This window comes from Pseudomonas reinekei (assembly GCF_001945365.1).
GTDB classification, from domain to species: domain Bacteria; phylum Pseudomonadota; class Gammaproteobacteria; order Pseudomonadales; family Pseudomonadaceae; genus Aquipseudomonas; species Aquipseudomonas reinekei.
Map to the genome: position 1 here is coordinate 156,414 of NZ_MSTQ01000004.1, position 21,528 is coordinate 177,941.

19 protein-coding genes and 1 tRNA gene are annotated in these 21,528 nt (G+C 58.6%); 2 read left to right on the forward strand and 18 right to left on the reverse strand.

Annotated elements, in window-relative coordinates:
- Positions 1–65 precede the first annotated feature (65 nt).
- The 11 genes from BVK86_RS07580 to BVK86_RS07630 form a co-directional block, all read right to left on the reverse strand.
- On the reverse strand, positions 66–791 hold the full coding sequence (locus BVK86_RS07580) for a hypothetical protein (RefSeq protein ID WP_075945840.1): 726 nt from the start codon (positions 789–791) through the stop codon (positions 66–68).
- Between the two features lie 46 nt (positions 792–837).
- Entirely contained in the window at positions 838–3,483 is a 2,646-nt protein-coding gene (gene tssH / locus BVK86_RS07585) for a type VI secretion system ATPase TssH (RefSeq protein ID WP_075945841.1), read from the reverse strand.
- On the reverse strand, positions 3,476–4,522 hold the full coding sequence (gene tssG, locus BVK86_RS07590) for a type VI secretion system baseplate subunit TssG (protein WP_231977905.1): 1,047 nt from the start codon (positions 4,520–4,522) through the stop codon (positions 3,476–3,478). Before tssG ends, tssH begins: the two co-directional genes overlap by 8 nt.
- Positions 4,507–6,384: a type VI secretion system baseplate subunit TssF gene (gene tssF, locus BVK86_RS07595; RefSeq protein WP_075945843.1), complete on the reverse strand. Its 1,878-nt coding sequence runs from the start codon at positions 6,382–6,384 to the stop codon at positions 4,507–4,509. Before tssF ends, tssG begins: the two co-directional genes overlap by 16 nt.
- A complete protein-coding gene (tssE, locus tag BVK86_RS07600; RefSeq protein ID WP_075945844.1) occupies positions 6,381–6,899 on the reverse strand; it encodes a type VI secretion system baseplate subunit TssE in 519 nt (172 codons plus the stop codon). The genes tssF and tssE overlap by 4 nt, the downstream gene beginning before the upstream one ends.
- A 113-nt stretch (positions 6,900–7,012) precedes the next feature.
- Positions 7,013–7,495, reverse strand: a complete 483-nt coding sequence (locus tag BVK86_RS07605; protein ID WP_075945845.1) for an Hcp family type VI secretion system effector — start codon at positions 7,493–7,495, stop codon at positions 7,013–7,015.
- Positions 7,496–7,581: 86 nt separating this feature from the next.
- Positions 7,582–9,078 carry a type VI secretion system contractile sheath large subunit gene (gene tssC / locus BVK86_RS07610; RefSeq protein ID WP_075945846.1) on the reverse strand — a complete coding sequence of 499 codons (1,497 nt, stop codon included), beginning with the start codon at positions 9,076–9,078 and terminating at the stop codon, positions 7,582–7,584.
- Positions 9,079–9,206: 128 nt separating this feature from the next.
- A complete protein-coding gene (gene tssB, locus BVK86_RS07615; protein ID WP_075945847.1) occupies positions 9,207–9,713 on the reverse strand; it encodes a type VI secretion system contractile sheath small subunit in 507 nt (168 codons plus the stop codon).
- Between the two features lie 61 nt (positions 9,714–9,774).
- Positions 9,775–10,794: a type VI secretion system protein TssA gene (gene tssA / locus BVK86_RS07620; protein WP_167371499.1), complete on the reverse strand. Its 1,020-nt coding sequence runs from the start codon at positions 10,792–10,794 to the stop codon at positions 9,775–9,777.
- Positions 10,795–10,915: 121 nt separating this feature from the next.
- Positions 10,916–11,956 carry a catalase family peroxidase gene (locus BVK86_RS07625; RefSeq protein WP_075945849.1) on the reverse strand — a complete coding sequence of 347 codons (1,041 nt, stop codon included), beginning with the start codon at positions 11,954–11,956 and terminating at the stop codon, positions 10,916–10,918.
- A gap of 48 nt (positions 11,957–12,004) precedes the next feature.
- Positions 12,005–12,928 (reverse strand): anti-sigma factor family protein, encoded by a 924-nt coding sequence (locus tag BVK86_RS07630; protein WP_075945850.1) that lies wholly within the window; start codon positions 12,926–12,928, stop codon positions 12,005–12,007.
- Between the two features lie 354 nt (positions 12,929–13,282).
- On the opposite strand from BVK86_RS07630, the gene BVK86_RS07635 reads away from it, so the two are divergent.
- Positions 13,283–13,837 (forward strand): RNA polymerase sigma factor, encoded by a 555-nt coding sequence (locus BVK86_RS07635; RefSeq protein ID WP_083659309.1) that lies wholly within the window; start codon positions 13,283–13,285, stop codon positions 13,835–13,837.
- Positions 13,838–14,241: 404 nt separating this feature from the next.
- On the opposite strand, the gene BVK86_RS07640 is transcribed toward BVK86_RS07635, so the two are convergent.
- Positions 14,242–14,697 carry a MarR family winged helix-turn-helix transcriptional regulator gene (locus BVK86_RS07640; RefSeq protein ID WP_075945851.1) on the reverse strand — a complete coding sequence of 152 codons (456 nt, stop codon included), beginning with the start codon at positions 14,695–14,697 and terminating at the stop codon, positions 14,242–14,244.
- A 156-nt stretch (positions 14,698–14,853) separates the two neighbouring features.
- Between BVK86_RS07640 and BVK86_RS07645 the strand changes: the two genes are divergently transcribed.
- Positions 14,854–15,624 (forward strand): alpha/beta fold hydrolase, encoded by a 771-nt coding sequence (locus BVK86_RS07645; protein WP_075945852.1) that lies wholly within the window; start codon positions 14,854–14,856, stop codon positions 15,622–15,624.
- A 393-nt stretch (positions 15,625–16,017) separates the two neighbouring features.
- Here BVK86_RS07645 and BVK86_RS29785 read toward each other — a convergent pair whose 3' ends face one another.
- From BVK86_RS29785 to pheS, 6 genes are all read right to left on the reverse strand, one after another.
- On the reverse strand, positions 16,018–16,176 hold the full coding sequence (locus BVK86_RS29785; RefSeq protein WP_167371500.1) for a hypothetical protein: 159 nt from the start codon (positions 16,174–16,176) through the stop codon (positions 16,018–16,020).
- A gap of 1,009 nt (positions 16,177–17,185) precedes the next feature.
- Positions 17,186–17,262 (reverse strand) — tRNA-Pro (locus BVK86_RS07650).
- 90 nt (positions 17,263–17,352) lie between these two features.
- Entirely contained in the window at positions 17,353–17,709 is a 357-nt protein-coding gene (locus tag BVK86_RS07655; RefSeq protein WP_003179985.1) for a MerR family transcriptional regulator, read from the reverse strand.
- On the reverse strand, positions 17,690–17,992 hold the full coding sequence (gene ihfA / locus BVK86_RS07660) for an integration host factor subunit alpha (RefSeq protein ID WP_002553164.1): 303 nt from the start codon (positions 17,990–17,992) through the stop codon (positions 17,690–17,692). The genes BVK86_RS07655 and ihfA overlap by 20 nt, the downstream gene beginning before the upstream one ends.
- A gap of 3 nt (positions 17,993–17,995) precedes the next feature.
- Positions 17,996–20,377 carry a phenylalanine--tRNA ligase subunit beta gene (gene pheT, locus BVK86_RS07665; RefSeq protein WP_075945853.1) on the reverse strand — a complete coding sequence of 794 codons (2,382 nt, stop codon included), beginning with the start codon at positions 20,375–20,377 and terminating at the stop codon, positions 17,996–17,998.
- A 26-nt stretch (positions 20,378–20,403) separates the two neighbouring features.
- A complete protein-coding gene (pheS, locus tag BVK86_RS07670) occupies positions 20,404–21,420 on the reverse strand; it encodes a phenylalanine--tRNA ligase subunit alpha (RefSeq protein ID WP_075945854.1) in 1,017 nt (338 codons plus the stop codon).
- Positions 21,421–21,528 lie beyond the last annotated feature (108 nt).

Here is a 21,528-nt window from a genome sequence, read left to right on the forward strand (position 1 = left end):
CCAGCCTGAATGCAGCAAGAGTGGGTGAGAAACGCAGACAGCGCAGAATTGCCCCAACCGTTGCATCAGCCTGATTTCATCGCGTTGGCGACGGAGTCAACGATGAAACTGTCGAAATTTTGCGCGGCAATGGCGCTAATGACCTGCCGTGCCATCTCTGGGGCGATGCCGTTATTTTTCTGGGCGATGCGCACCAGTTCCTTGGAGATCTGCTGGCGATTTTTGCCCTTGGTACCCTGAATCCACTTCATCACCGCCTTGCCGCCCCGGTACGCCGCGACCAGCGGCTGGCCAACACCTGTGGCGTTGCTCACACCTTTGTTGAACTTCACCTGCTGCTTGCCGATGCAGTATTCGATGGCCATCGACACCGTCACCAGGTCTTCGGTCCAGTGCAGATTGGGCACGTCGAGCATGCCGTCGAGACGGCGCAACTCGGCGATGCACTTCTGCGAATCATAGGCCGCGAGCCCGCCCGTCAAGGCGGTGCCAATCATGTTGAACGCCGCTCCGGCCACCGCGCCGCCAGGTCCCGCCAATTGAGTAAACGCGGCGGCGCCTGTCGCGGCACCGGCAAGCACTGATATCGCTGCGGAAGCGCCCGCTCGGCCATTGATTTCGCGATTGAACGTACCATCGTCGTTTTGCGTGTTCACCAGCACGCCGTTGATGCTTGAGGTACCGAACAGACTGCTCGCAGCCATCAGGCCGCCCGCACCCTGCACACTCGATTCAATCTGCGAACCGGCCTCGTTGTCGTAAATCAGCGGTGATATGTTTTTCGTAGCCATTGTCGATACTCCCCGTCAGGAAAAGCCTTCGTTAAAAAATGCCCGCTTAATCGAGCCGGTAAGTGAATTCGCCGTGCTGCACATCCACACCGACCTGCGTCAACGGCTCGCCTTGCAACAAGCGCGTGAGGATTTCGCGACTGATCGCCGGCAACATCGAGTGGGTGAGGATCGCGTCGATCATGCGTCCGCCGCTTTCCAGTTCGGTGCAGCGACTGGCGATCAGCGCGACCACTTCCTCGCTCCAGGTGAACGGGATCTTCTGACCGTCGGCGATGCGTTTTTCGATGCGTCCCAGTTGCAGACGGATGATGCTGCCAAGCATGGCGTCGCTCAGCGGGTAGTAAGGGATGACCACCAGCCGTCCGAGCAGGGCCGGCGGAAACACTTCCAGCAGCGGCGCGCGCAAGGCTTTGGCGATGTCCTCAGCCGGCGGTACGTTTTGCGGGTCGCCGCAGGCGCGGCTGATCAGCTCGGTGCCGACGTTGGTGGTCAGCAGGATCAAGGTGTTCTTGAAGTCGATCACCCGGCCTTCACCGTCTTCCATCCAGCCCTTGTCGAATACCTGAAAGAACAACTCGTGAACGTCGGGGTGAGCCTTCTCCACCTCATCGAGCAGCACCACGCTGTAAGGCTTGCGTCGCACCGCTTCCGTCAACACACCGCCCTCGCCATATCCGACATAACCCGGTGGTGCCCCCTTGAGGGTCGAAACGGTGTGCGCTTCCTGGTACTCGCTCATGTTGATGGTGATGACGTTCTGCTCGCCGCCGTACAAAGCCTCGGCCAGCGCCAGCGCGGTTTCGGTCTTGCCCACCCCCGAGGTGCCGGCGAGCATGAACACGCCGATCGGTTTGCCCGGGTTGTCGAGTCCGGCGCGGGACGTCTGGATGCGCCGGGCGATCGCCTCCAGGGCATGGTTTTGGCCGATGATGCGCTGAGACAAACGCTCGGCCAGCTTCAGTACGTTTTCGATTTCGTTCTTGACCATGCGACCGACCGGAATGCCAGTCCAGTCCTGCACCACCGATGCCACGGCTTGCTCGTCGACCGTCAGTAGCACCAGCGGATGTTCACCCTGTTGCGTCGCCAACTGGTCTTGCAACTGGCGCAGTTCCACCAGACGCTGGTCGCGTTCGGGCGCCTCACCGTTGTCGCGCAATTCACCGCGCAACGTGAGAATCTGCTCGACCATGGTCATCTCGGCCTGCCAGCGACTGTCGAGATCGTCAAGGCGTGCGCGCTCGGCCGTAAGCAGGGTGTTTACCGCCGCACAGCGCGTGACGGTGTCGAGGCCCAGTGCGGTTTCGCGGTTGATGATGCCGAGTTCGGTTTCCAGGGCTTCGATGCGCCGACGGCAATCATCAACCTGTGCCGGCGTGGCGTGCAGGCTGATGGCGACGCGCGCGCATGCGGTGTCGATCAGGCTTACCGCCTTATCCGGCAACTGCCGCGCCGGAATGTAGCGGTTGGACAAGCGCACCGCCGCTTCCAGCGCGGAGTCCAGCACATGCACGTTATGGTGCTGCTGCATGGTCTGCACAATGCCGCGCAACATCAGCAAGGCGCGGGCCTCGTCCGGCTCGTCAACCTGCACAGTCTGGAAACGACGGCTCAGCGCCGGGTCCTTCTCGATGTGTTTTTTGTACTCGGCAAATGTGGTGGCGCCGATCGTGCGCAGGGCGCCGCGCGCCAGCGCCGGCTTGAGCAGATTGGCCGCGTCGCCGGTGCCTGCAGCGCCACCCGCGCCGACCAGGGTGTGGGTTTCGTCAATGAACAGAATCACCGGACGGGGGCTGGCCTGCACTTCATCGATGACATGACGCAGTCGCTGCTCGAACTCGCCTTTCATGCTCGCGCCGGCTTGCAACAAACCGACGTCCAGCGCCAGCAGTTGCACGTCCTTGAGACTTGGCGGCACATCGCCTCGGGCGATGCGTTGGGCGAAACCTTCGACCACCGCCGTTTTACCGACTCCGGCCTCACCCACCAGAATCGGGTTGTTCTGGCGGCGGCGCATGAGGATGTCGACCACTTGGCGGATCTCTTCGTCGCGCCCGACAATCGGGTCCATCTTCGCATCCCGCGCCTGCTCGGTCAGGTCCACGGTATAACGCTTGAGTGCTTCCTGGCGGCCCATGGCCGCCGGTGCGGTGGCGCCGATGGCTTCGCCGGGACCGCCCACCTGAAAACCATCACTGGCCTGCATCTGCGCTTCCACGCAAGCGTCCAGCAACTGGACGAAACGCTCGCCAAGGTCTTCAACCCTGATCCGCCCGAATGCCGGTGAAATGGCCAACAAGGCGTTGCGCAGATTCCGGGTTTTCAGCAGACCGATGATCAGATGTCCGGAACGCACTTGCGATTCGCCGAACATCAATGTCCCGTAGACCCATGCGCGCTCAACAGCTTCCTCGACCTGCGATGACAGATCGGAAATCGACGTCGAGCCCCTTGGCAGACGATCCAGCGCCGCCGTCAGATCACGGGTTAACACGGCCGGATCGATATCGTAATGGCCGATGATCCGGCGCAGGTCCGAGTCGGCGAGCTGCAGGATCTGATGCAGCCAGTGCACAATTTCGACGTAGGGGTTGCCACGCAATTTGCAGAACACCGTGCTGCTTTCGATGGCCCGGTAACACAGCGGGTTGAGCTTGCCGAACAGGGCAACGCGACTGATATCAGCCATGGTCTGGTCCTTGTATTGAAGATTGTGCGGATGCCGCGAGACGGCGGGGGCTGACCAGCAACTGGCGGTCGTCCCGGTCGGGGGTTTTGCTGCTCAACCAGCTGCTCCAGCCGAGGCGCGCATGTCGGCCAAGGTGCAAACCAGGCACGTGTTCCTTGCGCAGGATCAAGTTGACGTCCCACTCCATGGTAAGACCGGCGTACTGCCGGACCCAGGCTTGCAGCCGTTGCATGCCCGGTTCGCCGGGCAGCAGGTCAAGAGCCTGCGTCAGGTTCAGAGGGCCTATGACCAGACGAAACTTGTGCTGAGCGTTCCAGACTTTTTTACCCAGCACCGTGGTCATCCCCAGCACTTCGGCGTCCGGGCCACTGCGCAACCGGGCGATGCCGTCGGCAGGCAAGGCCATCCAGTGGCCGACGAACGTTTGCACGTGCACCGGCACCTGGAAAAAATCACTCAACACAGCGCCAAGGCCCTCAGCGTTGCGGCTTTGCGGACTCAAGCGCCCGGCGTGGTGCAACTTGGCGAGGTCCGGTACCGCATCGCGCCCGCGCAGTGATGGCATGCCCAGCCCGATCAGCGAAGCGACGTAGTCGGCAAAGCGATCATCTTGCGGGCGGTCCAGGCTGACTGCCGGCTGGGCGCTCGACCAGGCCCGGTAGAACAGACTGATCATGCGGTGGTGAAAAATGTCGCAGAAGCGCGCCAGGGTCGGGTCATCGAAATTGCGCTGACGATCCCGGATGTAATCGGTCAGGTGCACTGGCAGTGACCCGTTGGCGCCGAGCATGCCGAACAGGTTGACCAGCAGACGCGGCACTTGCTCATCGCCACCGCGTTGCAGCGCGGCGATCATGGCCGGTTCGAACGCCAGGGACGGCAGTTGGCCAAAGCGCAGCGCTTCGTCGGCCGGCCGATGCGCCTGGCCGATGCGCGGCAAATCGCCGAAGGCGCATTCGATCTGGCGCAGCGCAGCGTGGAAATCGAACGCCGCCGGTTGCTGTTCGAGGCGCGCGAGCAAAGTTAAAGGATCTCGCATCGTCCCACCCGCACTGGCCATTGCATGATCAGTCCACGGGTGTCGCTCTTGATCAGCGTTTCCGTAAACGAATTGATCGACACATATTTTGCGAAGAATTGTTCCAGCACGGCGCCGAGCACAAACACGCCACTGCCTTCAAAAGCGCTTTCATCAAACAGCACGCTGATCTGCAGCCCTCGCCCATAGGTGATCGGCCCTGGCAGCGGCAGACGGCGCACGATGGTCTCGGCGCTGACCGAGCGCAGTCCCTCGATCTGTCTGTGCGCGGATGCGTCCTCCCGGCCGCAATAAAGGCGCAGCATCTCGCGCAGTGCACTCGCACCCTCCTCCGGGTTCTGGTCGAGCAGCGACAGATAGTTCAGCGAGAGGTGGCTGACCAGGCGCCATGCGGTTTCGCCTTCAGCGTGGGACGGTGCCGGCACGGTGGGCCCTGCGACACACCGGGCCGCGCGAACCGGCGCGCCGGACTCCACGGTGAAATCGGTCTTGCCACTGCCCACCGGCATGCTCAACACCAGGTCACGGTTGGTACACAGAGTGTCGATGCCCAGTTGGCGCAAGCCAGTGCTGTAAGGCGCCTCCCGGGCATCGACGAGCGACAGGAACAATTCGCTGCCCAGATAGCTTGAGCGCGGCCCTTGCCGGCGTTGCTGGTCGGACAGTCGACGCCCTTCACGACGGACCTGGTAGTAGGCGTTGCGCGGCGTGGTGCCTTGCAGGTCGTTGCTGTGGTAGAACGAGGCGAACGTCCGCTCCGGCTCGGCGCCGCTGCCATAACCGGTCACGCTCCGGATCTGGTAGATCTCGAAATCCATCGGCCGGGTGCGGTCCGGCACCACGTGATAATCCGATTGCAGATCGCTGAGGTGTACGCGGTCAACACGCTTGGGAAACAGGTTGATCGCCGGGGTGCAGTGCAAGGCAAAATGTTCGGCGCTGAGCACTTGCTCGAACGAAGGCTCGAAGCTGCGAAACAACACGGTGATGTCGATGAGCGCGCTGGTGCACCGGCTGACAGAATCCGCCAGGCCACCGATCTGCGCGAACAGAAAGCGTTGCGGCATGGCGAAATATTCCTGCAGCAAACGGTAACCCTGGAAGGTACGCGGCCCGGTTGGCAGCAGTGCTTCCTCGTCGCTAAGACCCAAGGCGCCAATCGAGGACCGAGGCAGAAGGGTGTGCCAGCGATGGGCGTCTTGTACCGGGGTGACCAGTACGCCTACTGCTTGACTCAACAGGTGCTCGAGCAACCGCCCCGGCAAGGCTTCGCCCCCGCGCAAATGCAACGGCAATGCGTCGAGACCGATTTCGTTGAACGTCAGCCCGGCACCAACCTGCAAACGCAGGCGCAAGCCGGCCTTGACCGGCCCAAGGCGGCTCAGGTCGACGCCACCGACCTGGCCGGAGCAGGCAAAGTAACGCGCCTCTGCGATCTCGATTGGCCACAGGGTGACATCGTGGGCGGTGCGCCATTGGCACGCGGTCTGATCGCCCTTGCCGAGCTGGCTGGTCAAGGCGCTGCCGCGAGGCACGACGAAGCCTTGTGCGAGGTTGCCTTCCTCGGTATCGGCTTGCAGTTGCACCACCGCCATGGACGGCGTGGGAGCGAGGTAATGCGGATACACCAGCTCCAGCAAGTGGTTGGTGAAACGCGGAAATTCCGCGTCGATTTTCAGCTGCACGCGCGCGGCCAGGAAGCTGAAGCTTTCCAGCAGACGTTCGACATAAGGGTCGGCGCACGCATAGGTTTCCAGGCCCAGACGCCCGGCCACTTTCGGATAATCGCGGGCGAATTCGCCCCCCATTTCCCGCAGGTGCCGGAGTTCGCGTTCGTAGTAGCGCAACAACCGGGCATTCATGAAGCAAGGCCTGCTTCTAGGTCGAACACCCGCACATCACCGGCTTCGAGGTCCAGTTCAGTCTTGAGGTACAGCCGTTCAGGCAAGGGTTGGCCCCAAAGCTCACCGTGAATCTCGAACGCCACGTGGTTGTGACTGACGTGGGCGTCGGCGGGGAGCACCGCAATCACCTGCACACTGTCGCGCAGGATTCGCGGTTCGAAATCCCAAATGGCTTGGCGAATGCGACGGCCCAGCTCACCGCGATCGAGACCGGTCGCGGTGCGCCCGGAAAGGTCGGGCAAACCAAAATTGAGCACCGATTGCGCCGACAGCGGATACGGCTCCAGCGACTGCACACTGCCCAGGCTTGTGCTGTTGAGCAGCCAGCCGAGGTCGCGCAGCACCGCTTTACGCAAATCGCGCATCGACAGCACACGTTTGTCGCGCGCTTCGTGACGCTCGTGCGTCGCCGCGTCGGTCAGCCGATCGAGTAGCGAGGGCTGCAGGCGAACTTTGCTGGTCAACTCAGCCATGGACGGGCTTTCGCTTGGCAGATAATTGAATCGGTCTCATCGGTGCACCTCCCAAAAGATCGTAAGACCGACGCCGCAGCGTCGGCCTGCCATCACGCAGCGCAGCGCGTGCGTCAGATTTTCGCGTTGGCTTCCAGGTCCCATTTCTTCGGCGTACCGGTTTTCACGATGTCACCCGTGAAGGAGTCGTACTGGTAGCTGATCTTGGTGAAATTGATGGTGAAGGTTTCGCTTGGCCGTTCACCGGCGCTGTTAGCGGAATAGGAGCTGATGATTGCTTCTTCCAGTTCCAGCTTGAGGAACACTTGTTCCTTCTTTTCGGCGCCGCCGGTCTGGATAAAGTGGATTTCCGCGATCCCCAGGCTCTTGCCGCACACCGCTTCCATGAAGAGGTCCGAGGACGCCAGGTCAGTGGACTTGGACAAGGTGATTTCCGAGAACGACGGGTTGCTGGTGTCACGGTCAGCGCCACCGCCGCTGGTGGAGATCGCCCGGCCCACGCCCATCTGGATAGCATCGATCGTGATCCAGTCGGTGTGCGCCGAGACGGTCGAGGTGCCTTTGATTTGTTTGCCTTTGAAGTTGAGCAGGATCATGTTCAGTACCTTTGTGTTGTCAGTGTTTAAGGAGCAACGGGGCTGGAGTCACGAGCGGCAACGACCGCGCGCCACCCTCGCGGGTCTTAGTTTTTGGTGGACGGCAACTTAGAGACGAGGCGCAACGAGACCGTCAGGCCTTCAAGCTGGTAATGCGGCCGCAGGTAGAATCGCGAGTTGTAATAGCCGGGATTGCCTTCGACTTCCTCGACCACCACTTCAGCGCCAGCCAACGGCTTGCGCGCCTTGTCCGACTCGGTGGCGGTGGCCGGATTGTGCTCGACGTAGCGACCGATCCAGTTGTTGAGCCAGATCTGCATGTCGGCGCGCTCTTTGAACGAGCCGATCTTGTCGCGCACGATGCACTTGAGGTAATGCGCGAAGCGGCAGGTGGCGAACAGGTACGGCAACCGCGCGGCCAGGTTGGCGTTGGCGGTGGCGTCCGGGTCGTCATATTCGGCGGGCTTGTGCATTGACTGCGCACCGATGAACGCCGCCAGGTTGCTGTTCTTTTTATGCACCAGCGGCATGAAACCGTTTTTCGCCAGTTCTGCTTCACGGCGATCGCTGATGGCGATTTCGGTAGGGCACGTCATGTCGACGCCGCCGTCATCGGTGGGGAACGTGTGCACGGGCAAATCTTCCACCGCCCCGCCGGATTCGATACCACGAATCTGCGAGCACCAGCCGTAGCGCTTGAATGACCGGTTGATGTTCACCGCCATCGCGTAAGCTGCGTTGGCCCAAGTGAAATCCTTGCTGCCCGGTGAATCGGTGGTCTCTTCGAAATCGAATGCTTCCACCGGATTGGTCTTGGCACCGTACGGTGCGCGAGACAGGAAGCGAGGCATGGCCAGGCCCACGTAACGCGAGTCCTCGGAGGCGCGAAACGCTCGCCAGGCGGCATGCTCCGGGGTCTGGAAAATTTTCGTCAAGTCCCGCGGATTGGCCAGTTCCTGCCACGACTCCATCAGCATCACGCTGGGGTCTGCCGCCGCGATCAGTGGGCAGTGTGCCGCGGCGCTGACCTTGGCCATCTGCGTCAGTAGATCGACATCCGGGGCGCTGTTGCTGAAGTAATAATCCGCCACGAAGGAGCCGTAGGGCTCTCCGCCAAACTGACCGTATTCTTCTTCATAAAGCTTCTTGAACAGCGGGCTCTGATCCCAGGCCACGCCCTTGAATTTGCGCAGGGTCTTGTGCATTTCCGACTTGGAAATGTTCATCACGCGAATTTTCAGGGTCTCGTCGGACTCGGTGTTACTGACCAGATAATGCAGGCCGCGCCAGGCGCTTTCCACCGACTGGAATTGCTCGTGGTGCAAGATGTGGTTGATCTGCTCGGTCAACTTGCGATCCAGCTCGGCAATCAAGCCTTCGATGGTGCCCAGTACATCGTCCGACACCAGATGCGTGTCCTGCAACGCCTGTTCGGCCAGGGTACGCACCGCGAACTCGACGGCATCCTTGGCTTTATCAGTCTTGGGTTTGAACTCTTTTTGCAGCAGGCTGGCGAAGTCGGCGACCGCCAGATCGGGGGTCGCAACCGTTTGCGTCAGCGCTTGAGATTCGCTGGTAGACATGGCTATTCCTTGAATTCGGGCAAAGCTTTTCTCCGCCGGGGCCAAAAAGTGGCCCAGCCGAGGGGGGTTTTAGTTGGGTAGTGCCGAGGACAGTGCCGAGGACAGTGCCGGGTGCAGTGCCGAAACGTTTACTCGGGTTCGGCTTGCGCTGCTGGCGCCGAGTTCAGTGCCTGCATCAGAGCGGGCTCGCTCAACAAACGAGCGAGCAGTTCTTCAGCACCGGTCTTGCCGTCCATGTAGGTGAGCAAGTTCGACAATTGGCTGCGGGCGGTGAGCAGCGCATCCAACGATGGAACGTTGCGTGCAATGGCTGCCGGGCTGAAGTCGTCGAGACTTTCAAATGTGATATCCACCGGCAAGCTGCCTTCCCCTGTCAGCGTGTTAGGGACTTGCAGTTCTACACGCGGCTTCATCGACTTGAGACGCTCATCGAAATTGTCGACATCGATCTCCAGGAACTTGCGCTCCGCCACCGGCGCCAAGGGTTCGGCCGGCTTGCCCGAGAGGTCCGAAAATACGCCCATCACGAACGGCAACGACACGCTTTTTTCGGCACCATAGATTTCCACGTCGTATTCGATCTGGACGCGGGGAGCACGGTTGCGGGCTATGAATTTCTGACTGCTTTCTGCCATGGAAAACCTCCGAGTGTGGGATGCAAAAACGTTGATATCGCGGGGTGGTCTGTGGGTCATGTCAGCCGTCGTCGCGCAGGCCGCTGACCAGCTTCAGTTGCGCCAAACCTTCCGGCGCAAGGTCTTGCAACAGCTCGACGAAATTTTTATCCACGAGCTTTCGTGCCCGTTGCAACAACAGCGGTATCGGGCTGGCGGGTTCGTGGCTGGCGAAGTAGGTGCAGAGTTTGTCCAGCATCAGCCGCACATCATCTCGGCTATTGATCTCGCCGCGCTGGACAGGCGCCTTGCCTGCGCGTGCCTCAAGATCAGGCACCGGCGAGGCGCCCTCTTCAGTCTCTGCCTGTTCCGGCAAATAGCGCTTGACCCAGCCACGGGCTCGTTCGAGCAACATCGGCAAAGCACTGAGGTCGACTGATCGGGCGATCCCCACACGTTCGGTGAGCAGCTGTTCGATACGTAGAGTGCGAGCCAATGCGTCGTCGAGCGCGGTGGCCGTGCTGGCCAGAGCCACGGGACCGACCTCCTGGAACGCTCCTTCAATGGCTGCCAGCGAAGGAACCTCTGAGCCGACCGCGCCGACCAGTTCCCCGCTGGCAAGGTCTATATCGCGAAGACTGAAGCGGCCGACCGCGAGGCTCTCCACCAGTGGAGATACGCGCAGATCGCGCAGAAGACCGTGGTTGTCACAGAGCCCGGCAATAATGTTGACGCGCAATTGCGGATCATCGTCATCATCGGCATCCAGTTGAGGGTGAACGTGCTCCCAATGTTGCTCGAGCAACGTTGCGATCAGCCCGAGACCGGCGGCCAGGCCGCTGATACCGCTGAGATTGAGCTCGGCTCGGGTCAGGTAAAGCGCGATGCGCAAGTCGCGGGTACGCTGTGCCAGCGGCATTGCCAGCGCCTTGACCGCCTTCCAGTTAGGCGGTGTAGCCGCAGACAGCGTAGTGCCGTATTCAACTTCAGGCTTGCCTTGCGCCTGCTCCTCAAGTGCAAGGAATTCAGGCTCGTATTCGACACTGATGCCGCACGGTGCATCGTCGCTTAGCCGTGTTGTCAGTGTCGTGAAGTCGTGCATCGAAATCCCCTCTTGCATCAGCTGTTAGTGACTGCTTAGGGGTAAAACAACCGATCACACGACTTTATTCCAGCGATCAAAAATTTATTTCGGAAATTTTTGCCTTACGGATTCTGTTCATTCATTGCGTACGTGATTCGTGCAAACGGCGATTGCGCGACTCGGCGTAAGCGGCTGCTCGAGCCATCAACAACGGGTCATCAGAGGGCTCAATACCGGGGGGCAATACCAGCGGGTTGAAATCGACATCGCGACATGGCCCGTCAACCTGGGACTGGTGAGAGGTAATGACCAATACGCCTGCATCAATGCGTCGGCGATCGGTTGGCCATAACCGGGTGGCATCATTACTCGGGTCTCCCGGCTCCGCGAAGGTGATCACCAAGTGCCAGCGGACCGGGGCCTGCTGCAGGCGTTTTGCCAAGGAGAATGACAACCGGTCCGGATCGCTACCGCCTGAAGACTCATGAACCTGCGGCGCGTACATCGCTTCCGGCTCCATGCTCCAGCGTACGGTGGACGCTTGGCCTTGTTCGTCTAAAAACCGGAATGCGTTAACGCTGTAATAGGTACCGTTGTCGTAGCCCGATGAGGGAGGAGTCACCGTCAGCCAATCGCGGAATCCTTGAGTCTCGGGGTGCTGTTCACGGAAGGCCTGCACCCGCGATGGATCGGGACGACCGGTGGCTTTATCGGGCACGGATGCCTGTAACTGCTTGAGCAGAACCTCGGGCGTGCGCACTGGAAACACCGGGATGGAATTCATCGAAGTCTTCCATACTTGCCCGTCGGCAACCATCAACAATGCAAGGCTGCGCAGGTTGCCGCGTGCATCATTGACCGCCGGGTCGCCGCCTACGATCGACAGACGCCCGATCACCGGGTAGCTGCCCGGTTTGAACAAGGCGGCTTTGGAGAAAGGGGCAGCGTTGCCGTTGCTTTCAAAATGACCGCTGACGCAAACACCCTTGGCGTGATTGCGTCTGAAGCCTGGATGAGGGCCGGAGACCGCTTCAAACTCATCGACCATTTGCGTGGCGCTAGGGGCAGCCGCCAATCGTATCGCCCAATCGGGGGAAATGACGGCCACGCCGCAGCAGATCAATAAAATAAAAGAGGCCAACACAGTGGCCGCGATGCGCAGGGTTTTATTGTTAATCATCAATTTTCCAGGTGTCCGGCTTCGTTGACGATGCCGACTCCTGCGGTCTTACTCGCGCGTTGCAGCTATCCATAAAGGTGTAAGTCGCGAGGCAAACAATTGGCCTGCGCTGCGGTCCGCCACCAGACGAGCGACGGCGTTGAGATCAACCCCTTCCGGCTCGCCGATCAGGGCGTAGCCGAGTTCAGACTGCCGCCACACCACTACGTTCATTTGTGCCACACGCAGTTGCGCAGGAGACTGATCCGGTTTGGGCTCTTTCATCACGCAAAGCGCAATGGGCGCACCGGTCTGCGGCAAATAGATTAATTGCACCAACGCTTTTTGGTTGAAACGCAGGCGCTGTACGCCTTTGAACGTCAAACCTGCCGAACTGAGATCGGGAATACGCAAGGCCAGTCCATCAACCTGACGAATATCGCTGACCGTCCGGGCCACGATGCCGGGATCAGGGGTCACCAGATCGACGGTATCGCGGGTATACAACTGCTGGTACGACGCGGCTTGTTGAACCCACGGCGACGGCTGGTTCTGTGCCAGGGTCGGTGGCTGAACAGGATTGTGTGTGCGTGCCGCGCCACCGAGGAAACCGGCCTGCAGCACAAGACCGTAACACGCAGCCCCTGTGGCGAACGCAACGGCCAGCCAGCCCAGTCGTGGCTTGCCGAACATTCGTTCGACAAAACTGGCAGCGGGCGCATGGGTTTTGCGGGAAACCTGTGCGTCAGGACGCGGCGGCAGCGACTGCTTCGACAGTGCGTCGATTTTCTGCACCAGGCTCTCGGGCACTGGCGGAATGGCTTGACGGGCAAATGCTTCGGGGTACGGCAGCGTTGACGCCATCAAGCAAAAGACGCGCTCGGCAACGTCTGGAGAATGCTCCATCAATTGCTCGATTTCCTGACATTGCTGGGGCGACAATTCGCCGTTCACATATGCCAGAAGCAAAGCGTCATCCCCTACAGTGGTCACTTGGCATCTCCATTTCTCATCGCGCGTATCTTCCTTGACCTCTCGGCCAAACATCCGCTTGTTTAGCCCAACTAGCCATCATATTGACATCAGGCTGGATAACTCAATAGCCGTCAACGCTGCAATCGATCTCACATCAGAAACCGCACTCAAGGGCGCAGTATAAATGTTTTGCGCATTGGCGTATCTGGATAGGTTTTTGCCTTTGAGAATGGCACAATCGCGACCCGGTATCGATTAAGTTACATATCGGTGCCACAGTGTCAGAGGTCCGGCGTAGCGCTACCGGATGTGTTGGCCAGTAGCTGAACTCATTGGTTACGCCACAGGCACCATGTAATAACAAGAGGGAATATGTCGATCACTGGTGCGGACTTACCGGCACTCCTTCCGGGTCTATTGCCGCGATTATGGGCGTTCGCCTTGCGTATAACCGGCGACAAACATGACGCGGAAGACCTCGTACAACTGGCCTGTGTCCGGGCTTTGGAACGAGCCCATCAGTTTCAGCCGGACACCTCATTATTGAGCTGGATGTTCTCAATCGTTCACTCTACGTGGATCAACGAACTGCGGTCGCGCAATGTGCGCGGCCGCTCGCGTTCTGATTGGGATCAGAACGCGCTGGAAACAGTCAGCGACCCGGATGCTGCAACCCCCGAATCTTCGCTCATGCACCAACAGATCCTGAGCGCCGTCAATAATTTGCCCGAGGCCCAGCGCGAAGTGATGCTGCTGGTTGGCGTCGAGCAATTCAGCTACAAGGAAGCGGCTGTCATACTGGATGTGCCGATGGGCACTGTGATGAGCCGCCTGTCCCGGGCCCGACAGGCGATCGGCGCATTGTTCAACCCGGAAGAGAAAAAGCGATCTTTGCAGTCACGTCGTCAGCCCGATATCTCGCCCTGAGACTGCGGGTCGTTGCACTGCAGCGCCGTCAATGTCGCCTCCCCTTGCTACTCAGCCTTTGCCACTCACCCCGCGCACCTGATCAACTATCGTCACACCGATAGCCGATCTGTACTTGCTGGATAACAACTAAATCCAAGTTTCTATTTCAAAGTAACGCCATTAAACCGGCCACCGAAAACTACCTTTACTGACTGGACTTCAATTCCAACAACGGTTTTGAAATCCAGAATCTGAGCAATTTGGTATGCACAGTCGCAGTGTCCGACCATCACTGCGAACTCAATAGTGAGCAGAATCCTGATCGGTTCAAATGGGTCTGGATCTTCATCAGGCGTAATCTCTACTCAGCGGCTGGGCGTCCGGATTTCCAGAAATTCATTGATCAGGACTGGAGGACGAATTTATCGCCCTTCAATCAACCGGTCACGGATGCCCGCGACCGCAGCCTGAATTTCCATGACTTTTTCCGCGCTCATGCCCACTGCCGACTGAATACATCCCGGGACCTTGAGTGCCTCAGACTTCAATGCCCTGCCCTTGTCCGTCAGCCTGACCCGCACCTGACGCTCATCTTTCGGATCCCGGCAGCGGCTGATAAGTCCCGCGCTTTCCATACGCTTAACTAATGGCGTGAGTGTGCTCGACTCCAGAAATAGCCTGCTACCCAGATCCTTGATGATCTGATCATCCTTCGCCCAAAGCGCCACCATCAGCAAATACTGCGGATACGTCAGACCTATTGCCTCCAAAATCGGACGGTAGAACTGCGCAAGCGCATGTCCCGTTGAGTAGATCGTGAAGCATAAAAACTCATTCAGTGGCGCGAAATCGTCTTCCGGAATATCCAATTGGGTCACCTGTTTCTCCCTTGTTACCTAGGGGAAGCAAATTATTACGTGCACGATTCAATCGCAAGCTATTGACAACAGATTTTATCTGTCGCACGATTATTACCAGAGCGATTGGTTAGCGCACAAAATATTAAGCAGTTCCACTCACTGGTAAACACTCAAATGAAAAAGATTCTCTCGGGCTTGGCCTTCGCAACTGCCATCACTGCCGCAACCCTGGCACACGCCGCTGACGTAAAGCCAACCGTGATCCTTGTGCACGGCGCTTTCGCTGATTCGTCAAGTTGGAATGGCGTTGTGAAAATTCTGGAAAAGGACGGTTACCCCGTCATCGCAGCGGCGAATCCACTGCGTGGTGTTACCAGTGACGCCCAGTCTGTTGCAAGCATCGTCAAAAACATCAAGACGCCGGTTGTCCTGGTCGGTCACTCGTATGGCGGACCTGTGATTTCTGAAGCCGCTTATGGCAACTCAAACGTGAAGAGCTTGGTATTCGTCGCAGCGTTTGCGCCAGAGGCTGGCGAAACGGCAGCGGAATTGTCTGGCCGCTTCCCAGGCGGAACGCTTGCATCTGCTCTAGCTGCACCCGTTGATCTTGCGGACGGTGGGAAAGATCTCTACATCCAGCAAGATAAATTCCATGAACAATTTGCTGCCGATGTATCTGAAGCCGATGCTCGCCTGATGGCTGCTGGTCAGCGCCCCGTCACCGTCGCTGCGTTGAATGAAGCAGCCACCACGCCGGCCTGGAAAACCGTTCCATCGTGGTTTGTTTACGGCGATAAAGACAAGAACATTCCACCTCAGGCCCTGGCGTTCATGGCTGAGCGTGCGCACTCCAAGCAAACTGTCGTGGTCAAGGGTGGCTCACACGTTGTGATGGTGTCCAATCCAAAGGCCGTAGCTGAGCTGATTGAGAAGGCGGCAAAATAAACTGGAACTGTCTGCCATGAAGTTTACCGACTGGCAGCGGCCTGTTATTGGAAAATGACAGATCAAGTTGATCCCCGCTCCTTATAGATGCTTTAGCCCGCGCTCTCCACGCGGGCTTTTACATTCCTGTCTCCTCAACGCGAAGGACAAGCCTTGAACAATACTGTTGTCTACAACCATCTCGCTGCCCGGCAACCCTAGTAACGACAGGGTCAATCGTTTAGGGAAATGCCTCGCTCAGCGCGAAATCCCGCTATGGTCCAGAGACGATTTGCAAGCCCTGCCCGCCGAGATGAAAAAGCCCCGTCATTGAAGGGGCCTGAGTGAATCGCGTGCATAAAAAGATCCCCGGCGGATGCCAGGGCTTGATTCGAAACATGTAGACCCTTCGGGTCATTCCTCCTGATCGATCTGATCAAGAAAATCAACATCATCTTCTTCTTCATCAAAAGCTGCTTGAGCGTCGTCTTCGATCCATGCCTCGTCCTCATGGAATTCATGGTCAAGTAGGTGGTCGTGCTCTGGCTCCGGGAGATCTCGTTCTTCGCTCATGACTTACCGAAACAAAAAATTGAAAGAATGGACTGTATATGCAGATCCGTGTCCTCCGTCAACGATCAGAAAACAATGGCGTGCCCACGGGTCAGCTTGCAATTGTCTCGTCTGGGACGCGGATGCAGGCCCTGCATGCAAATGGAAATTCCAGGGGGCCTTTTGGCTGGACATCAAATCGTCCGGCAGTAGTCTCGGGGTACCAAAAACCGAAAGGAAACCGATATGCCTAATACTCCTTCCAAGACCGCCAGCCCCTTGCAGCCCGCTCCACCTGCATGCGCGATTTGGCCTTAGAAAGCCTGGCTAACCAATCGCCAAGCGCATCAACAAAAGCTACCGATGAATGCTCACTTTTCCGAAGAAAGCGACACGTCAATCGGTCGACCATCAAGAGCTGGCATCGGGTCTACTTGGACGCCCTTCGCGGCAGTTACCCAAGCTGTATAGGCAGTGGGGATTCCATGACCATCCGGACAGCCATTCCACCAACTGTTCACGCCGACGCTGAATTGACCCACGTGCCGAGGCAAGACTGCCCCATCTCCAAACCTTCAAAAATCCAGCACAGACAAGGATTCGCGAGGAGTCAGACAGGGTCAGTGAAATCTCAGCAACTGGGGCAATTCGGCGTAGGCGCCAACAGCTGGACTTCTTCTTGGGGCGTGAGGGGCTGAACGATGTCGTCCATGCGCAACCATCCGTGTCGTTATGCCCAAGGGAGTGCCGGAATTGGCCGGCCAGGGAGCCCCTCTTGAGCTGATGGCGGGATGATAGCTCTTCTAGTGAGAGCCGTAATGTGCCTTTGGTCGTTACTGATTTCTCATCCCATCATCGAATGGCCGCTAGGTAGACCAGAGCAATCCGCCTGCCAAAAGCCCCTAGGACAAAATCCGATATTGGTAACACATCCGAAAAATCCACTCAGAGCCAGCCATTTTGTGGGGGTAAAAACGCGGACAAATAAAAAAGGGTCGCGAGATAAAATCTCGCAACCCTTTGAATTATATGGTCGGGACGGAGTGATTCGAACACTCGACCCCTAGCACCCCATGCTAGTGCGCTACCGGACTGCGCTACGCCCCGACTAGGCGTGAAACTCGTTCCTCAACCTCGAGGAACGCTCGAGAATATATCGCAAGCTTTTGAAAACTGGAAGTATTTAAAAGCAGGAATTTATTTCTTGAGCACCACCAGAACATCTTCGAGCTCGGCGATCATCTGGCGGATCATTTGCTTGTATTGGGTGGTGTCATCTTTGGCTTCATCGCCGGACAAGCGCAAGCGTGCGCCACCGATGGTGAACCCTTGATCGTAAAGAAGCGCGCGGATCTGCCGGATCATCAGCACGTCCTGGCGCTGATAATACCGGCGGTTTCCGCGGCGTTTGACGGGGTTGAGTTGAGGAAACTCCTGCTCCCAGTAGCGCAGTACGTGCGGTTTTACCGCACACAGCTCGCTAACTTCACCAATGGTGAAGTAGCGTTTGCCTGGGATGACGGGTAGCTCGTCGTTATGACTTGGTTCCAGCATAAGCCTCAACTCGGGCCTTCAACTTCTGCCCTGGACGAAAGGTGACCACACGGCGAGCCGTGATCGGGATTTCTTCTCCCGTTTTCGGATTGCGGCCAGGCCGCTGGCGTTTGTCCCGAAGGTCGAAATTGCCGAAACCGGACAATTTGACTTGTTCGTTGTCTTCGAGCGCGTGCCTGATTTCCTCGAAAAACAGTTCAACCAATTCCTTGGCTTCCCGCTTGTTCAGGCCCAGCTCTTCATACAGACGTTCCGCCATCTCAGCTTTCGTCAAAGCCCCCATACGTCACTTCCTTAACGTGGCGTCCAACCTTTGTTCGAGCGAGGTGAGGATGTTTTGCGTCGTGTTATTCACCTCATCGTCATTAAGAGTGCGCGATGGATGCTGCCAGGTCAAGCCAACTGCGAGGCTTTTTCTATCAGGATCAATACCTTTACCCTGATATACGTCAAATAGCCTGAGGTCTGTCAGCCATTCGCCTGCATTTTCACGGATTACATCCAATACGGCCGAGGCTGCAACATCTTTGTGCGCAATCAGTGCGAGGTCACGACGCACTTCAGGAAAGCGCGACAACTCGTGGAATTTAGGCATTTTGCCCGACGCCACTTCCGCCAGAACCAGCTCGAAAACAAACACCGGACGATCCAGCCCCAGGGTTTTCGACAATTCAGGGTGGATAGCGCCGACGAAGCCCACCAGACGCCCTTCGCGCTCGATGCGCGCGGTTTGACCCGGATGCAACGCCGGGTGTTTGCCAGGCACGAACGTGAATGCATCCAGAGCACCGGCGAAGCCCAGCACCGCTTCAACGTCAGCCTTGACGTCGAAGAAGTCCACAGTATCGCGCCCCTGCGCCCAGCCTTCCGGAAGACGGCTACCGCAAACCACACCGGCCAGCATCGGCTCTTGTTTCAGGCCGTCAAGCTGGCCGACGAAACGCAGACCGCTTTCGAACAGACGCACGCGGTCCTGCTGACGATTCAGGTTGTGCTGAAGCGCCTTGACCAGACCGGGCCACAGCGACGAACGCATGGCAGCCATGTCGTTGGAAATCGGATTGGCCAGCAACAACGGCTCTACACCCGGATTAAACAGCTCGAACTGTTTCGGATCGATGAAGCTGTAGGTGATCGCCTCCTGATAACCACGGGCGACCAACAGACGACGCAGTTCCGGCAGGTCGCTACGCGCTTCTGCCTTCGCTTGCGGCGCCAGACGCGCTTGCGGGTAACGAACCGGCAGACGGTTGTAGCCGTACAGACGCGCCAGCTCTTCGATCAGATCGACTTCCAGGCTGATGTCGAAGCGATGGCTTGGCACTTCTACACGCCACTGCCCTGCCCCGTCAGCCGTAATGGTCAGACCCAGACCGCTGAGCAGACGCTCAACTTCAGCCGAGTCCATTTCCATGCCCAGCATCTGGGTGATGCGTTGAGCGCGCAGGGTCACCGGCGCAATCGACGGCAGGTGCTGTTCGCTCACGGTTTCGATGATCGGGCCGGCTTCGCCACCGGTGATTTCCAGCAGCAGGCCAGTGGCGCGCTCCATGGCTTCACGGGCGAGCTGCCAGTCCACGCCGCGCTCGTAGCGATGCGATGCATCGGTGTGCAGGCCGTAGGAGCGAGCCTTGCCAGCGACAGCGATCTGATCGAAGAACGCGCTTTCCAGGAAAATATCGCGAGTGGTCGCGGTGTTGACACCGCTGTGCTCGCCACCCATGACGCCAGCGATTGCCAGCGCGCGGGTGTGGTCAGCGATCACCAGCGTATCGCTATGCAGGCTGACTTCCTGACCGTCGAGCAGCACGAGCTTCTCGCCTTCTTCGGCCATGCGCACGCGGATGCCGCCGTTGATCTCGGCAAGATCGAAAGCGTGCAGCGGTTGACCCAGTTCAAGCATCACGTAGTTGGTGATGTCGACGGCAGCATCGATGCTACGCACGTCAGCACGACGCAGGCGCTCTACCATCCACAGCGGCGTAGGCTTGGACAGGTCGACGTTGCGGATCACCCGCCCCAGGTAACGTGGGCAGGCCGCCGGCGCCAGCACTTCAACCGAACGCACTTCGTCGTGGACAGCCGGAACGCTGGCAACCACTGGACGCGTGACCTTGGCCGCATACAGCGCACCGACTTCACGGGCCAGACCGGCCAGGGACAGGCAGTCACCGCGGTTCGGGGTCAGATCGACTTCGATGCTGGCGTCTTCCAGGTTCAGGTATTCACGAATGTCCTGGCCCACTGGCGCATCAGCCGGCAGTTCCATCAGGCCATCGTTGCCCTCGCCGACTTGCAGCTCGGCTTGCGAGCACAGCATGCCGTTGGACTCAACGCCACGCAGCTTGGCTTTCTTGATCTTGAAGTCGCCCGGCAGTTCGGCACCGATGGTGGCGAACGGAATCTTCAGGCCCGGGCGCACGTTTGGCGCACCGCACACGACCTGAAAGGTTTCCGAACCATTGCTGACCTGGCAAACACGCAACTTGTCGGCGTCCGGGTGCTGTTCGGTGGTGAGCACCTCGCCCACGATCACACCGCTGAATACACCGGCGGCCGGCGTAACGCTATCGACCTCAAGACCGGCCATCGACAGACGAGCAACCAGCTCATCGCGACTTACCTGCGGGCTAACCCAGCCACGCAGCCATTGTTCACTGAATTTCATCCTGCTCTCCTAAGAATTCGTTACGACTAGCGAAATTGCGCGAGGAACCGCAAGTCGTTGTCGAAGAACAGACGCAAGTCGTTCACGCCGTAACGCAGCATGGCCAGACGCTCAACGCCCATGCCGAAGGCGAAGCCCGAAAACTCTTCCGGGTCGATCCCGGACATACGCAGCACGTTCGGGTGAACCATGCCGCAGCCCATGACTTCCAGCCAGCCAGTCTGCTTGCAGACACGGCAGCCTTTGCCGCTGCACATCACGCATTCCATATCGACTTCGGCGGATGGCTCGGTGAACGGGAAGTACGAAGGCCGGAAACGTACAGCCAGTTCTTTCTCGAAGAACACCCGCAGGAATTCTTCGATGGTGCCTTTAAGATCGGCAAAATTGATGTCGCGATCTACCAGCAGGCCTTCGACCTGGTGGAACATCGGCGAGTGGGTGATATCCGAGTCGCTACGGTACACACGGCCTGGACAGACGATGCGGATCGGCGGCTGTTTGGATTCCATGGTGCGGACCTGTACCGGCGAGGTATGGGTGCGCAGCAACATGTTGGCATTGAAATAGAAGGTATCGTGCATCGACCGGGCCGGGTGATGGCCTGGGATGTTGAGCGCTTCGAAGTTGTGATAATCGTCTTCGACCTCAGGACCTTCGGCAATGCCGTAGCCAATGTGGGTGAAGAATTGTTCGATGCGTTCCAGAGTGCGGGTAACCGGATGCAGACCACCGGAGGTCTGACCGCGGCCCGGCAGGGTCACGTCAATGGACTCGGCGGACAGTTTGGCAGCCAGATCGGCCTCTTCAAACAACACCTTGCGCGCATTGAGAACGTCTGTGACACGCTCCTTGGCAACGTTGATCAGCGCACCGACTTGCGGACGCTCTTCTGCCGGCAAATTCCCCAGGGTCTTCATCACCTGAGTCAATTCACCTTTTTTGCCAAGGTAGTGAACCCGGATTTGCTCCAGGGCATTGATATCTTCAGCGCTTTGCACAGCCTCTAGTGCTTGAGAGACGAGCGCATCCAGGTTTTCCATGTACAGACTCCAGATACAAAATAGGGGAAGAGCTTGAAGGCTCTTCCCCTATTTATGACGTTTAACACCTGGCCCCACAGAGGTGAGGCCGGGTGACTGTCGGGGGTA